Raw genomic sequence first — 16,553 nt, 5'->3', positions numbered from 1 at the left:
ACTTATTGTGCTTTATAACGCTTTGGCTTTATCCTTCACGGAAGAAGTCGAAAGCCTCTTTGATTTCGTCGATGGTGGCACTTTGGTTGATGCGAATATCACCGATTCCACCCAACAAGGTAAAGTTGATGATGCCATCCTGATTTTTCTTGTCATGGCGCATCAGTTCTATCAGTTCGTCGTAGTCATCGCAGGTGATAGGAAGCGAGCCATAGTACTCCTTGATGAAGTTCACCGTCTGTCGCATCTTCTCCGTTGGGAATCCCGTCTTCATCACACTCAGATAGAGTTCCGGAATCAGACCGAACGCCACAGCATAGCCGTGCAGAACAGGCTTGCGTTTCAGTGCCCAGCTTTCAAAGGCATGACCGAAAGTATGTCCCAAGTTGAGCGCCTTGCGGATGCCGTGCTCATGAGGATCCTGCTCTACGATGCGCTCCTTTACCGCCACGCTATCGCCCACCATGCGTTGCAACTGCTGCAAGTCGGGATGAGCCAGGTCGAAGCCAACCAACTCCGCCCACATCTTTTCGTCCGAAATCAAACCATGCTTCAGCATCTCGGCATAGCCCGAACAGATGTTCTCGGCATCGAGCGTGCGCAGGAACTCAGTATCGAGAATGACAAACTTGGAGTCGCAGAACACGCCTATCTCGTTCTTCAGTCCACCGAAGTTGATGCCCGTCTTTCCTCCCACCGAAGCATCCACCATCGAGAGGAGCGTAGTGGGGATGTTGATGAAGTTGATGCCACGCTTGAAAGTTGCTGCGGCAAAGCCACCCAAGTCGGTAACCATTCCACCACCCAGGTTTATCATGCACGAATGGCGCGATGCACCGCCCTCGCCCAACGACTTCCATACGTGTACCATCGTGTCGAGGTCTTTGTGCGTATCGGTAGCACCAATGGTAATGACCTTCGCATCCTTGAGCGAGAAATAATTTTTCACAACAGGCCAGCACTTGACAACTGTGGTTTCGTCGGTAAGCACAAAAATCTTGTCGTGCTCGCACTCTGCCAAGGCTTCGGCTATCTCACTTTCGAGATTGGTAGAAATGATGACTCTCTGACTCATAAAATAAATTTATCAATATATTATAAATAATGTAATTCTTGCGTGCAAAGGTACGTATTTTTCTGCATTTTGATGCAAAAGAACACACTTTTAGCATTCTTTTCACACATTTTAGACTAAACCTTATCACAAAGGATGCGTCTAAGCTATCAAGTGAACAAAAAAAACCTATAAAATAAAGAAATGAGAAAATCAGTACTCACCCTGCTCCTGCTATTCAGCGCCATGATGATGCAGGCACAGCAACACCTCATCACGGGTGCCATTATCGACAAGGGAACCAACGACCCTGTCGAGGCATCGACCGTACAACTGCTACGCGCGGACAGCACCTATATCTCAGGCGCCATCAGCGACGAGAATGGACTCTTCAGCCTTCAGGCTCCCGAAGACGGCAGTTATCTGCTCAAGATAACCAGCGTAGGATACAAGCCCACCGTAAGGCGCATCATGATGACCCAGGGCAAAGACCTCGCCATGGGCAAGATAAACATCAACGCAGAGGCCATCATGCTCAAGGCCGCCACCGTCACCGCCATGGCAAAGAAAGTGGTGCTCAAGGAAGACACCTTCGTGTACAACTCTGCGGCTTATCGCACACCCGAAGGCTCCACCATCGAAGAGCTCGTGAAGCGCCTGCCTGGTGCTGAGGTGAGCGACGACGGAAGCATCAAAATCAACGGAAAGGAAGTAAAGAAGATCCTCGTAGACGGCAAGGAGTTCATGACCGGCGACACCAAGACGGCCCTGAAGAACCTGCCCACCAGCATCATCGACAAGATCAAGGCCTACGACGAGAAGAGCGACCTGGCTAAGGTGACGGGCATCGACGACGGAGAAGAGGAAACCGTGCTCGATTTCGGCGTCAAGAGAGGCATGAACAAGGGACTCATCGCCAACATGGACCTCAGCATGGGCACCAAGCAACGATACAGCGAAAGAGGCATGGCGGCTTATTTCAACGACCGCAACCGACTCATGATGTTCGCATCAGCCAACAACACCAACGACATGGGATTCCCCGGAGGTGGAGGCCCTGGCGGATGGGGATTCAACAAGCAGGGACTCAACGCCTCGAAGATGCTGGGTCTGAACTACAACTACGAGAACAAGGATAAGCTCAAGATGGACGCCTCGCTGAGATGGAACCACAGCGATGGAGACATCAGCAGCACGGTGGCTTCCGAGAACTTCGTGAGCCAAAACTCGTCTTTCTCGAACAGCCGTGCCAAGAACTTCTCGCGCAGCAACAGCTGGGACGGACGTTTCCGTCTGGAATGGACCCCCGACACGATGACCAATATCATGTTCCGTCCATCGTTCACCATCAAGAGCAGCGATGCACTGGCACGAAGCTTGTCGGCACAGTTTAATGCCGATCCTTACCAGATCACCAACGACCCGCTCGAGGACGCAGCACGTGCCGAGCTGGGACTTGAGGACGTAAGCACAAGCAAGAGTCTGTTGCAGCAGGCTGGAGCTCTCGTCAACCTGCAGTCGTCGAGCAGCATCAGCTATAGCGAGTCTGAAAATCTGAGAGGCATGTTGCAGTACAATCGCCGACTCAGTGCGATGGGACGCAACATCACCGTGCGCACCGATGCCAGCTACGGCAAGACCGATGCCAACAGCCTCTCACTCACCAATGCCTACATGTACCTTGTAGATGTGGCCAACGGCAACGAGACCGACCACTACAACACTTATCGTTACAACGTGACGCCTACCCGCAACTACAGCTACTCTCTGCAGGCCACCTACAGTGAGCCGCTCTGGCGTGCCACCTTCCTGCAACTGAGCTATAAGTTCACCTACAAGTATTCGAAGACCGACCGTTCCACCTACAACTTCTCCGACTTCAGCGATGAGGAGGCAAACCAGTGGGCTTCCATCACTCCCGAGTATCGTGGATGGGGCAACTACTTAGGCACTCTGCGCTCGCCTCTCGACGAGTACTTCGACAGCGACCAGAGCCGATTCTCCGAATACAAGAACTACATTCACGAGATGCAGCTCATGATGCGATTCGTCCGACCAAAGTACAACCTCAGCTTCGGAGCTATGCTCCAGCCACAGAGGTCGAACTTCATCTACGACTATATGGGGCAGCACATCGAAACGACACGCAACGTCACCAACTTCTCACCAGCCCTCGACTTCCGTTATCGTTTCAGCATGGTGAGCAACCTGCGCATCAACTATCGCGGAACCACCTCGCAACCCTCCATGACCGACCTGCTCGACATCACCGACGACAGCAATCCGCTCAACATCAAGAAGGGAAATCCAGGACTGAAGCCATCGTTCACCCACAACTTCCGACTCTTCTACAACGACTATATAGAGAAGCACCAGCGAGCCCTGATGACCTTCGTCAACTTCTCGATGACACGCAACAGCATCAGCGACATGGTGACCTACGACGACAAGACCGGTGGACGAACCACACAGCCCGAAAACATCAACGGCAACTGGAACGCACGAGGCGCCTTCATGTTCAATACAGCCATCGACAGCGCTGGCGTATGGAACATCAACACCTTCACCACCCTCGCCTATACCAATGCCGTGGGCTATCTGAGCCTCGACGGGAAGACCTCGCAGAAGAACACCACCAAGCAGACTCAGGTGGGCGAGCGAATCGCCATGGGCTATCGCAACAACTGGCTTGAGGTCAACCTCAACGGAACCCTCAACTACAACCATGCCCGCAACAAGCTTCAGGCATCGAGCAACATGAACACCTGGCAGTTCTCTTACGGACCGAGCATCACAGCCACCATGCCCTGGGGCATGAGCCTGAGCACAGACCTGAGCCAGAGCAGCCGACGAGGATACAGCGACAAGTCGATGAACACCAACGAACTGGTTTGGAACGCCCAACTCTCACAAGGCTTCCTCAAGGGCAAACCCCTCACCGTGATGATCCAGTTCTACGACCTGCTGCACCAGCAGAGCACCTTGAGCCGTGCCCTTACTGCCATGGCCCGTACCGATACCGAGTACAACAGCATCAACTCTTATGCCATGCTCCACGTCATCTACCGACTGAATATCATCGGAGGCAAGCAGGCACGCGAGACGATGAGGTATGGCGGACGCCCCGACTTCGGCGGACGCCCCTTCAATGGCGGACGACCTCCCATGGGACCACCTCCAGGAGGCGGACATCGCCGCTTCTAAGTTTAGAGAAGTTGAAACCCATATACATGATGCCCAGAACCATTCGTCATCGTTGGTTCTGGGCATATTTTTTGTCTCATTGGCTCTAACATCTCAACACCTTTCCACATCCGTCAGTTTTAATTTTTATAAAATAATCTTTAAATAACTATAATTATACAGTAAGAAAACTATAACGATACAAATATTTTCCTAACTTTGCAACCACTTTTTATTATAACAGAAATGAAACATCGTATTTTAAGCATGACAATGTCACTTTGCCTCGCCTGCACGATGGGAGCGCAAAGTGCCGAAAAGATTGTACCCATCAAGTATGGAAACATGGATAATTGGGTTATCAGAAACATCAAGGAATCAGGTATCATAGGCGGAAACAAGAAGGTGGTTTATGCCGTAGGTCCGTCGATGACCATCAATGGCAATATCCCCTACACCAACAAGGGCGGCTCGCCCTGGGGAACCTCCAATGTGCTTGCCCACGTTTCAGGCATCTATAAGACCAACAACTCAGTATATCGCGACAAGCACGAGAACGGCCATTGCGCCAAGCTCGTCACCCATATCGAGAAGGTGAAGGTATTGGGACTCATCAATATCAAGGTGCTTGCAGCAGGCTCGCTCTTCCTGGGCGACGTGCGCGAACCCATCACCGGAACCAAGGACGGTCCTAAGGCCATCAACTGGGGTATTCCTTTCACCCATCGTCCCAAGGCGGTGCGTTTCGACTATAAGACCCTGTTGCCCAACTCAGCCACCCGCATCAAGCAGAACGGCTTCAGCAGTGCGTCGAAAGTGGCAGGACGCGACTATGCCGTCGCCATCCTCTATCTGCAGAAGCGTCACGAGGATGCCCACGGCAACATCACGGCCAAGCGTGTGGGCACCATGGTGGTGAAGTACAGCAAGAGCACCAATGGATGGGTGAACGACGCCACCTACACCATCCACTATGGCGACATCCGACACATGGCAGGCTATAACGCCTCGCTCATGGGACTTCGTAATTGTGACTATGCTCGTAATAGCAAAGGCAAGAGCGTCATCATCAAGGAGACAGGATGGGCTTCGGCCAACGAGACCCCTACACACCTCATCCTGCAGTTCTCTTCCAGTCATGGCGGAGCCTATATCGGAACGCCCGGCAACACGCTCTGGATAGACAACGTGGCACTCGTATACTAACTGTTTATCACATATTAACACCCCTACACATTATTATATATATAACACATGAAGCAGCTTCTACTCTCATGCCTTACATGCCTTCTCTTGCCTACTCTTGGTATGGCAGGGGAGGCTGACTCTACCTTCACGCCACATACCGGGATGGAAAAAGAGGAAGTAAAAATAGGAAAAAAGGTGGACGAAAATGTGGACGAGAAGGCGGACGAAAAGGCGGAAGTGAAGAAGGCGGACGAGAAGAAGAAATCGCTCATCACCCGTTTTCTCGACTACTTCAACGATGCCAACAAGAAGAACGACAAGCGGTTCGACTTCAGCATTATCGGAGGCCCACACTATGCCACCGACACCAAGTTGGGCTTAGGCTTAGTGGCAGCAGGCATCTATCGCTCCGACCCAGCCGACACGCTCCTCCTCCCCTCCAATGTGTCGCTCTTTGGCGATGTCAGCACGGTGGGCTTCTATCTGCTCGGTGTGCGCGGAACCCACATCTTCCCCCACGACCGTTACCGTGCCGTCTACACGCTCTACTTCTATTCCTTCCCCAGCAAGTTCTGGGGAATGGGATACGACATGGGCGACAACGACGACAACGAGAGCGACATGAAGCGATGGCAGGTGCACGTGAAGGGAAGCTTCCTGTGGAACCTTGGCAGCAACCTCTTCCTCGGTCCTTCCGTGGCCTACGACTACATCATCGGCAAGGACATCGAGCGCCCAGAGCTCTTGGCGGGAATGGACCGACATACCGACAACTATGGCGTGGGATTCACCTTCATGTTCGACAACCGTGACAACCTCACCTATCCCCACCGGGGTTATTACGTGAACCTCACCCAGATGTTCCGTCCGCGCTTCATGGGCAACGACTATGCCTTCAGCACCACCGAACTGCAGCTCAACACCTACCAGCAACCCTGGCGAGGAGCCGTACTGGCCGAGGACCTTCGTTCCACATTCAACTTTGGCAATCCCTCGTGGGGCATGATGGCACAGACAGGAGGCAGCAATGCCCTGCGCGGATATTACGAGGGAAGATATCGCGACAAGCACATGATAGAAGCCACTGTCGAACTTCGCCAGCACGTGTGGAAACGCAACTCGCTCACGGCCTGGATAGGCGCAGGAACCGTCTTCCCCAAGTTCAGCCAGATGAGAAGCCGTCACATCCTGCCCAACTGCGGTGTGGGCTATCGATGGGAATTCAAGAAGAACGTCAACGTGCGTCTCGACTATGGTTTCGGCAAGGGCGGACAGAGAGGATTCCTCTTCAATATCAACGAGGCGTTCTAAAAGAAAACAACACACAACATGAAATCATTCAACAAAATCATATACTGGTATGCCGTCATCGCGCTTACCGTGCCCAATGTGGCCCTTTGTTTCACCGAGCACCTCAGCACATGGGCAGCCCTTGCCAACACCGTGCTGCCCTTTGGTGTCTACATGGCTCTGATGAGCATCTGTCGCAAGCCGGGCAAGATGGTGTGGTGGCTCTTCCCCATCATCTTCTTTGCGGCTTTCCAGATCGTGTTGCTCTATCTCTTCGGCAAGGGCGTCATAGCCGTGGATATGTTCCTCAACCTCGTAACCACCAATCCTGGTGAGGCCATGGAGTTGCTCGACAACCTCATTCCTGGCGTGGCGAGTGTCTTCATCCTCTATCTACCCCTGCTCATCCTGGGCGTGGTGTCCATACGGAGCAAGAAGGCACCCGTGCTGTCCTCTGCCCTCAGAAAGCGATATGCCCTGTGGGCTGGTGGCATCGCCATAGCAGGATGCATCCTTGTTGCCACGGCCTGTCTCTCCCGTCCTTCCGACAACACACAGCTCGACGACCATCACGCCCCACAATATAGCGTGCTCAACGACCTCTACCCCGTCAACGTGTTCTATAACCTCTACCTTGCCATGAAGCGCAACAACGCCTCCATCCACTACAAGGAGGCATCTGCCCGTTTCCGCTTCGATGCCAGGCCGTCCCATCCCGAGGACTCCTGCGAGGTCTACGTCATGGTGATAGGCGAGACGGCACGAGCCATGAACTTCAGTCTCTATGGTTATCAGCGCGACACCAATCCACGGCTCAGCAAGACCCCAGGACTGGTGACGTTCAGCGATGTCACCACCCAGTCGAACACCACCCACAAGAGTGTGCCCATGCTCCTCTCGCAGGCTTCGGCCTCCGACTTCGAGCGTCTCTTCCACGAGAAAGGCATCCTGCAGGCCTTCCGTGAGGCAGGCTTCCACACCGTGTTTCTGAGCAATCAGCGCCCCAACCACTCGTTCATCGACTTCCTGGGCGAACAGGCCGACCAGTGGCTCTTCCTCAAGACGGGCGATGCCAACCCAGCTGGACGTGAGCTGGCCGAAGCCCCGGGCAAGGACGGCAACTACTATGACGCCGACCTGTTGCCCATCCTCGACAGGATACTGGCCCGGAAGCGCAAGAAGGAGTTCATCGTGCTCCACACCTATGGCTCTCACTTCAACTACATGGACCGCTATCCCCGACAGATGGCGCATTTCCAGCCCGACACGCATTGCGAGGCCAAGAAGGAGAACCGTCCCGACCTCATCAACGCCTACGACAACACCATCCGCTACACCGACCTTGTGCTCAGTGGGGTGATAGAGCGCCTGAGAGCACACGGAGGCATGAGCGCCATGCTCTATACGAGCGACCATGGCGAGAACATCTTCGACGACAGTCACAAGCTCTTCCTTCATGCTTCGCCCCGAGCTTCGGAGTACGAGTTGCATGTGCCCTTCCTGGTATGGACATCGCAGAGCTTCCAGCATCAGGAGCCAGCCGTGGCACAGGCTCTCTCCGCCAACCGCCACAAGCAGGCACAGAGCAGCCGTTCCGCCTTCCACACCATGCTCAATATCGGGGGCATCAATACGCGCTTCCGCCAAGAGCACGAGTCGTTGGCGAGCCCTGCCTATCGTCCCGCCCCTCTGCTCTACCTCAACGACCACAACGAGGCTATCCCACAGGCAGAATGTGGATTTTAGCATATAAAGGAGTTGTTTTTAAGGAGTTAAAGGAGTTAAAGGAGTTAAAGGAGTTAAAGGAGTTAAGACAACAGCCTCTAAGGAATGTTTAATTTTAAGTCCACTAAAGCATTTGTCTTAACTCCTTTAACTCCTTAACTCCTTTAACTCCTTAAAAATAACTCCTCAAAAAACTTTCTCTTTTCTTTCTCTATATCAGTTTTTTGCTGTAATTTTGCACCCGAATAAGTCAATAACAGTAGAAAACAATGGACTCAACACGCAAAATCGAAAAAGTAAGTTTGCGCAACCTCCACATGGAGGATTACGACCAACTGGCGAAATCGTTCAAGCGCATTTATGCCGACTCGGACGTTTTCTGGACACGTTCTCAAATCAAAAAGCTCATTACCATCTTTCCCGAAGGTCAGGTAGTCATCATCGTCGACGACAAGATCGTGGGCTGCGCCCTCTCTATCATCGTCAACTACAACATGGTGAAGGGCGACCACACCTATGCCCAGGTGACAGGCAATGAAACCTTCAACACCCACGATGCCAACGGCAACATCCTCTATGGCATCGAGGTCTTCATCCACCCCGACTATCGTGGCCTCCGACTGGCCCGACGCATGTACGAATACCGCAAGGAGCTGTGCGAGAAGCTCAACCTCAAGGCCATCATGTTTGGCGGACGCATACCCAACTATCACAAGTATGCCGACCAGATGCGCCCCAAGGAGTACATCGAGAAAGTGCGCAGTCGTGAGATCTACGACCCCGTGCTCACCTTCCAGCTGTCCAATGACTTCCACGTGCGCCGTGTGATACGCAACTATCTGCCCAGCGACGAGGAGAGCGAACACTGCGCCACCCTGTTGCAGTGGGACAACATCTACTATCAGCCACCTACGGACTCCTATGTAGACCGCAAGCCCACCGTGCGCATCGGTCTCGTGCAGTGGCAGATGCGCCCCTATGCCTCCGTCGACGACCTCTTCGAGCAGGTGGAGTTCTTCGTCGATTCGGTGAGCGACTATAAGAGCGACTTCATCCTCTTCCCCGAATACTTCAACGCTCCTCTGATGGCTAAGTTCAACGACATGGGCGAGGCACAGAGCATCCGACAGATGGCACAGTACACCGAGCAGATACGCGACCGGTTCCGTGAGCTTGCCATCAGCTACAACATCAACATCATCACGGGCAGCATGCCTTACGTCAAGGACGACGGCGCCCTCTACAACGTGGGCTTCCTGTGCCGACGCGACGGAAGTGTGGACATGTACGAGAAGATTCATGTCACCCCCGACGAGCAGAAGTGCTGGGGTCTTACCGGTGGAAGCCGCATCCAGACCTTCGACACCGACTGTGGCAAGATAGGCATCGTGATCTGTTACGACGTGGAGTTCCCCGAACTCTCACGCCTCATGGCTCAAGACGGCATGCAGATACTCTTCGTGCCCTTCATGACCGATACCCAGAACGCTTACTCCCGTGTGCGTGTATGCGCTCAGGCCCGTGCCATCGAGAACGAGTGCTATGTGGCCATTGCGGGCAGTGTGGGCAACCTGCCCCGTGTGCACAACATGGACATACAGTATGCTCAGAGTGCCGTGTTCACGCCTTGCGACTTCGCCTTCCCCAACGACGGCAAGCGATCGGAGGCTACGCCCAACACCGAGATGATTCTCGTATCCGACGTTGACCTCAACCTGCTCAACGAGCTCCACACCTATGGTGCCGTGCGCAACCTGCGCGACCGCCGCAAGGACCTCTATGAGCTGAAGAAAAAATAAAGATGTACAAGATCGACATATCGGAGCGCACGCTCCACTTCAAGCAGCCTGCCGGAACCTCACGGGGTGTCTACACCACCCGGCACAGTTATTACCTCACCCTCACCTCGGCAGAACATCCGGGCATCAGGGGCGTGGGCGAATGTGCCACCCTGCCCGACCTGAGCTGCGATGCCAAGCCCGAATACGAGCTCACGCTCCGACAGGTGTGCCAGATGGTGGAACAGATGGGGCGCATACCCTACGACATGATACGTGCCTACCCCAGCATCACCTTCGGACTGGAGACCGCCTTTGCCGACTTCTTCCGTCAGTGCCCCGCTATCGACGTGCCGGCATGGGCGACGTATCTGGCAAGCCTCTACGACACGCCCTTCGCACGGGGCGAGGAGGGCATCACCATCAACGGACTGGTATGGATGGGCACCTACGACGAGATGCTCGCCCGACTGGAGGAGAAGCTGAAGAGCGGATTCCACTGCGTGAAACTGAAGATTGGTGCCATCGACTTCTTCAAGGAGCTCGACCTCATCAAGCGCATACGCCAGGTGTACAGCAAGGAGCAGATAGAGTTGCGCGTGGATGCCAACGGTGGCTTCACGCCCGAAAATGCCATGAGCCGACTGGAAGCCCTGGCACAGTACGACATCCACTCCATAGAGCAGCCCATACGCCAGCACCAGTGGCCCAAGATGGCAGCCCTGTGCCGTGAGTCACCCCTGCCCATCGCCCTCGACGAGGAGCTCATCGGCGTGAACGTGCGATCGATGAAGCAGGCATTGCTCGACACCATACACCCTCAGTACATCGTGCTGAAGCCCTCGCTCCACGGAGGCATCTACGGATGCCGCGAATGGATACAGATGGCAAGCGAACGGGGCATCGGAAGCTGGATCACATCGGCCTTGGAGAGCAACGTGGGGCTCAGTGCCATCGCCCATTTCTGCGCCAAGACTTATGGTCCCGGGGTCTCCATGCCTCAAGGCCTTGGCACCGGACAACTCTTCACCGACAACATCCCCATGCCTTTGGAAATCAAGGGAGAGAAGATCTTTGTTCGTGTCTAATTTCGGAAGTTCAGAAGTTAAGGAGTTAAGGAGTTAAGACAACAGTCATTATGGGTGTATTCATTAAGCAGCACGCCCTGAAAGGGCAGAAGCTCCTAGCCCAGGGTTGTTATGGACACAAGCAGCACGCCCTGAAAGGGCAGAAGCTCCTAGCCCAGGGCAGCGCCCTGGGTATAAAGGCAATCAGCAAGGCGCCCTGTAAGGGCAAAAGCTTTACAAATTGCCCCCTAGAGTTTTAAAGCTTTTGCCCTTACAGGGCGACAAGTTTGCGAACATGATAACCCAGGGCGTTGCCCTGGGCTAAGAGCTTCTGCCCCTTCAGGGCGTGCTGCTTTGTGCCTTTTAGGGCGTGCTGCTTTGTGCCTTTAGGGCGTGCTGCTTTGTACCTTCAGGGCATGCTGCTCAATGAATACACCCACAAAAGCTGTTGTCTTAACTCCTTTAACTCCTTTAACTCCTTAACTCCTGAAAAAATGACTCCTGAAAAAATTACTCCTGAAAAATTAAAATTCCCCTTTATGGAACTGAACGAATTTCTTGCCGAATGGCACAATGACAACCCCCGCATTCTGGTACACACCAGCGGATCTACGGGTAAACCCAAGCCCCTGATGGTGGAGAAGAGGCGGATGCTCAACTCAGCCCGCATCACCTGCGACTTCTTAGGACTGAAGCCGGGCGACACCGCCCTGCTCTGCATGCCCCTCGACTATATCGCAGGCAAGATGATGGTGGTGCGAAGCCTCCAGCGGGACCTTCGGCTCACCACCGTGCGCCCGAGCAGCCATCCCCTGGCCGACGATGCCTTGCCCAGCTTCACCTTTGCCGCCATGGTGCCCATGCAGGTGTACAACAGCCTGAAAGTGCCCTGCGAGCGCGAACGGCTCATGCACATCCGTCACCTCATCATAGGCGGAGGAGCCATCAGCGACGAGTTGGCACAGATGATCAAGCCCCTACCCAATGCCGTATGGAGCACCTATGGCATGACCGAGACCCTGTCGCACATCGCCCTGCGCCGCCTCAACGGTCCTGATGCCAGCCTCTGGTATACCCCCTTCGACGGCGTAGGCATAAGCCTCAATGCCGACGGATGCCTTGTCATCGACGCCCCCGAGGTATGTGCCGAACCCCTTGTCACCAACGACATCGCCCAGCTACGCACCGACGACCGCACGGGCAAGACGCTCTTCCGCATCAAGGGCCGCAAGGACAACGTGGTGTGCAGTGGAGGCATCAAGATTCAGATAGAGGAGGTGGAGGAAACCTTGCGCCCTCATCTGTCTTCCCCCTTCATGATCGTCAAGAAACAAGATGAGATGCTGGGCGAAAAGGCCATCCTCCTCACCGAGTCGGCCGACCTGACCCACATTGAAGAAATATGCAGAAACACCCTGCCCAAATACTGGGTGCCACGGGAGTTTCTGCACATCGACCACCTGCCCCTCACCGAGACAGGCAAGCCTAAACGCACCCTCCCTCTCACACCACGGTGATCCAGATGCTCTCTTCGTTCTGCTGAGCCTGGGTGATGAGGTCGATGAGTTGGCGCAACCACTGTTGCGAGTTCACCACCATGCCCACCATTTTGTTTTCGCCCACGAGGATGCAGCCCTGCGTGTCGTCAGGATAGTTGCCAGCATGGATGCGTATGCCCTCAAAGAGGGGCACGCCCACGAGTAGGGGCAACCATCTCTTGAATCGTGGCGACTTGCTCACCACCACGGTGTAAGAGCCTTCGGGGATAGCCGTCTTGCCCTGCACCTTGCGGGCCATCTTGCCCGACACCCTGCCGTGGCGAGCATCCACCTCCCTCGGGGCAAGCGGAATGCCCAGCAGGTTGCGCCATGTAGGCTCCAGGGTGTCGCAGAAGTAATGCTCTGTGGTGAGCAGGCTCTCGTCCACACGACAGCGCACAGTGCGCTTGTCGTCCCTCCTCCTGCCGGGTATCAACTCTCGTTCCACACTTCCATCGGGCAGGATATACAGTCGGCCGATGGTGTAAGTAGCTCTCTTGGCTATGCGTTTCAATATGATTTCCATCTCTAAGATAACGTTTAATGTTTAGTATTTTTATGAAAAACTCTCATCCTTTCAAGAACTTCACCTTGCGGAAAATCGGACTGTCAGTGTCAGTGTCAGCACCTTCCACCTTAGCCACATATCCACGGTGCACCCATTGGTGTATGGCATCCCTGATGCGCCTGGCGTTGTCGTTGTCGAAGCCTTGAGCACGACGCACCTTCACGTAGTCGTCCATGGTGAACTCGTCGGGCAAGAGCGACAGCAGGTTCTTAGGACCGTTGGGTGCTGTGCGGCTCACCTTGTCTTGCTCGCCATCGGCATCGTAGATCATTTGTCCGAAGAGCTTCAGCTTGCACCACAGGTCGTAACGCTCGCTCCAGCGCACGAAGTCCTCTATCGACTTCTCCCACTTCATGCCGTTGGCGACATACAGCACACAGGCCTTGAGATAGGCGATGACGTTGGCACGGAAGGAAAGGTTCTCGAACACATAGTTCTGCGACAGACGGGCAAACTCAGCGTTCTCCTCCATCAGCTTGCGGGCGAGCCGGAGAGCCTGGGGGCAGTCCACCAGTCCGCGGGCCTTCAACAGGTTGTCGATGTAGGGTTTCAGTTCCTCGTCGAAGGCGGCGTCGTAGGAGCCATAGACGGGAATCTCCGATCCGCACGGGCGTCGCTCGATGGTGGCAAACGAGATGCGGCTCACGGGTCCGTCGGTCACCACCCTTCGAAAGTAGTCACGACACTTCTTCGGTGTGCAACAGGCATTCCAGTTGAAGCGCACCTTCACGGTCTCGGTCACCGACTGCACGCCCACTCGGTCTTGTCCATAGTTGCCCAGGTCGAATGCCAGCTCCATGATGCGGAAGTGCTGGTTGGTCTTGCCCTTGAGGGCATCGAAGAGGTTCAGCTCATTCACTTTGGCATAGAGGAAGTGCCGTTCAGCCTCCTTCATTCGCAGCACGAAGGCAGGGTTGGTCATGTCGATGTTCACCTCCTGGATGACGAGTCCTTCGGGTCGTTCACGCTTGTCCTTGTTGGAGCCTTTGCGGTTACATTCGTCCTTCCATGCCCTCTCTCGCTCACGTTGCTGGGCATCGCGTGCCCTGATGTCCGCCATGATGCGGTTGATGGGCTGTGTGATGCTCTCCTTGCCGCTTCCTGTGGGCGCGCAGAGGATGTTCATCAGCGTGGCCTCATGCTCCACGTTGTCGATGTAGCGGAAGCGGGTGTCGCACAGATGGCTTGCCAGTGCTGGGAAGACGGCTTGCGACACGGCAGGCTGATAGATGGCAGGCGTCTTGCTCACGAGCAGACGGATGAGGCGGGGCAGTTTCTGTGGCATCTCGTGTATGCGATAGAAGTAGGAGTCGGGGTTCAGGATGTCGCCAAACTCGTCGGCATCATAGTCGTCGGCTTTCCCCCTTGCCCTCTCCTCCTGGCACAGGCTGACGGCCTTGCGCACGATCATCGGCATGCGGTGCGACTGCTTCCTCTGACAAGCGCTGTCGACGGTGGTGAAGGCCCGCTTCTTCTCCTCGCCGAAGGTGGGAATCACCTGCTTGATCCACGTGGCGTTGTCGTCGCACAGATAGCGCAGATAGCAGCTCAGCGTGAAGATAAACGAGTTGCGCGAACCGTGCTGTGGCTCCCCTCCGAGCAGTTCTACGAGCTTGCTTGTTATCGCCTCGTAGGGGATTCCGTCGTATTCTTGGGCGAAGTCTTGTCGCCTCTCCTCTCCGCCATGATCTTGATCCACTCCATGATTGCCGATATGATGATCATCAGCACAATCATGATTAGCAGACTGGGCATACTCAACAGCAGTGCCAGCAGGAAGAGCAGCAGAGCTATTATCGCTCTCAGGTCGATGTTCTTTTTCGGTCTTGTTTTCATTTTCATTTGGGTTTTCATTTGTGTTGTGGTTAGTGTTTTCGTGGGTATTCGCATGAGGGGCAGCATCGTCAGCATCCGAAGGAGTTTCCACCTCTGCGAAGAGCCGTGCCTCGTCGATGAAGAGGATGTAGTCTTCGGGCACGATGAACGACGGGCGTGCCAGGTCTTTCACACACACGTCGTACTCCTCATCGCCGAGCTGCTGCGACATCCACTTCTGAGCCTCTGCCAGGTTCATGCCCTCTGGCATGACGAAGACGAGCCTGAGGCCCTCCAACGACGGTGTGACGTGCACGAGCAGTATTCTCGCCAGCACCTGAGGATTCTTCACTCTCAGTTCTTCGCTCTTTGCTTTCCACCATCCCGTAGGGTCGGCGATGTGGTCTTTGTCGTAGATGCTGAGTCCGCTGGGTATGGCGTCGGCATTGAGTCGTCGGCCATTGCGAAAGGTGGCGTGGGGCGTGAGTATGGGCAATTGGCTCTTGAGCCGTGTCTTCATCGTGTCGTAGTCTTCCTGCCCTATCTCTCCCCGGCGTTTGCGCTCCAGTGCATCCTCTATCTGTGCGCATACGTCCTTCACCCTGCTGCTCTTAGTAGCCTGGTGGAAGAGCTCGGGGGTGCATACTTGCACCTCCCTGCTCCTTACGCTTTGTGATATTCCAAAAGCCATATTAGTTTAATGTTTAATTATTTTTTCGATGTCCTGCACCAGGATGTCCTGATACACCTGTCCCTGATACTCATGGGTCTGAAAGCGCAGTTTCACCACGACCACCTCTCCGGCATAGAACCTAAGTTGTGCGTCCTTGCCAAGCATTACCGCGGCAAACTGGTTTTCAAACTTTCCGCCAAACTCCTGCAACACGATGTTGCACTTGGCGAGTTTCCCGTTCTCACTCTTCACTGAATCGACGAGGGAAGTCTCTCCCTGCGCCACTACTTTCATAATCATTGTTTCCATGTTTTTTTAAATGTTTAGTTTGTAATTAAAGTTTCGTATGTAAACTCCACACGCCCTGAAGCAGTACGCCCTGAGCCAACGGTCACCGGCCGAAGGGAATTGGAAATCGCTGGCCGAAGGGTAAAGCAAAGGTAAAGGGCAGAAGCTCATAGCCCAGGGTTGTTATGGACACAAGCAGCACGCCCTGAAAGGGCAGAAGCTCATAGCCCAGGGGTGTTATGGACACAAGCAGCACGCCCTGAAAGGGCAGAAGCTCCTAGCCCAGGGCAACGCCCTGGGGTTATCATGTTCGCAAACTTGTCGCCCTGTAAGGTAGGGTGTTCAAAATCCGTTTAAAATTTGGCACGTTTTTTAGTCGAATAATC

Annotated in this window: 11 protein-coding genes; 7 read left to right on the top strand and 4 right to left on the bottom strand. The window is 54.4% G+C overall.

Translation table 11 applies throughout. The annotated features are described in order from the left end of the window. Positions 1–28: 28 nt before the first annotated feature. On the bottom strand, positions 29–1,075 hold the full coding sequence (aroB, locus tag F7D20_RS10530) for a 3-dehydroquinate synthase (RefSeq protein WP_158464000.1): 1,047 nt from the start codon (positions 1,073–1,075) through the stop codon (positions 29–31). Positions 1,076–1,258: 183 nt separating this feature from the next. Between aroB and F7D20_RS10525 the strand changes: the two genes are divergently transcribed. The 7 genes from F7D20_RS10525 (at position 1,259) to F7D20_RS10495 (ending at position 12,802) form a co-directional block, all read left to right on the top strand. Continuing rightward, positions 1,259–4,258, top strand: a complete 3,000-nt coding sequence (locus F7D20_RS10525) for an outer membrane beta-barrel protein (RefSeq protein WP_158463999.1) — start codon at positions 1,259–1,261, stop codon at positions 4,256–4,258. Between the two features lie 225 nt (positions 4,259–4,483). Beyond that, positions 4,484–5,443 carry a PCMD domain-containing protein gene (locus F7D20_RS10520; protein ID WP_158463998.1) on the top strand — a complete coding sequence of 320 codons (960 nt, stop codon included), beginning with the start codon at positions 4,484–4,486 and terminating at the stop codon, positions 5,441–5,443. Between the two features lie 48 nt (positions 5,444–5,491). Then, positions 5,492–6,736, top strand: coding sequence for a BamA/TamA family outer membrane protein (locus F7D20_RS10515; RefSeq protein WP_228114174.1), 1,245 nt, complete (start codon positions 5,492–5,494; stop codon positions 6,734–6,736). 18 nt (positions 6,737–6,754) lie between these two features. Continuing rightward, positions 6,755–8,461, top strand: coding sequence for a phosphoethanolamine transferase (locus tag F7D20_RS10510; protein WP_158463997.1), 1,707 nt, complete (start codon positions 6,755–6,757; stop codon positions 8,459–8,461). 248 nt (positions 8,462–8,709) lie between these two features. Further along, positions 8,710–10,239 (top strand): carbon-nitrogen hydrolase family protein, encoded by a 1,530-nt coding sequence (locus F7D20_RS10505; protein WP_158463996.1) that lies wholly within the window; start codon positions 8,710–8,712, stop codon positions 10,237–10,239. A 2-nt stretch (positions 10,240–10,241) separates the two neighbouring features. Continuing rightward, complete coding sequence (locus F7D20_RS10500) at positions 10,242–11,306, top strand: o-succinylbenzoate synthase (protein ID WP_022253246.1); 1,065 nt, start codon at positions 10,242–10,244, stop codon at positions 11,304–11,306. Between the two features lie 518 nt (positions 11,307–11,824). Next, positions 11,825–12,802, top strand: a complete 978-nt coding sequence (locus F7D20_RS10495; RefSeq protein ID WP_158463995.1) for an AMP-binding protein — start codon at positions 11,825–11,827, stop codon at positions 12,800–12,802. Here F7D20_RS10495 and F7D20_RS10490 read toward each other — a convergent pair. Genes F7D20_RS10490 through F7D20_RS10480 form a run of 3 tightly spaced genes read right to left on the bottom strand, consistent with a single transcriptional unit; the run spans position 12,789 to position 16,188 of the window. Further along, a complete protein-coding gene (locus tag F7D20_RS10490; protein WP_158463994.1) occupies positions 12,789–13,349 on the bottom strand; it encodes a DUF5675 family protein in 561 nt (186 codons plus the stop codon). The two genes, F7D20_RS10495 and F7D20_RS10490, sit on opposite strands and share 14 nt — an antisense overlap. 43 nt (positions 13,350–13,392) lie before the next feature. Further along, positions 13,393–15,897, bottom strand: a complete 2,505-nt coding sequence (locus tag F7D20_RS12950; protein WP_194253550.1) for a VirE protein — start codon at positions 15,895–15,897, stop codon at positions 13,393–13,395. Between the two features lie 6 nt (positions 15,898–15,903). After that, complete coding sequence (locus tag F7D20_RS10480) at positions 15,904–16,188, bottom strand: DUF3127 domain-containing protein (protein WP_158463993.1); 285 nt, start codon at positions 16,186–16,188, stop codon at positions 15,904–15,906. Between the last annotated feature and the right edge of the window lie 365 nt (positions 16,189–16,553).

The organism is Segatella copri (genome assembly GCF_009495355.1).
Taxonomy (GTDB): domain Bacteria; phylum Bacteroidota; class Bacteroidia; order Bacteroidales; family Bacteroidaceae; genus Prevotella.
The sequence above is the reverse complement of the archived record's forward strand: the minus strand, read 5'-3'. Positions and strand labels throughout refer to the sequence as shown.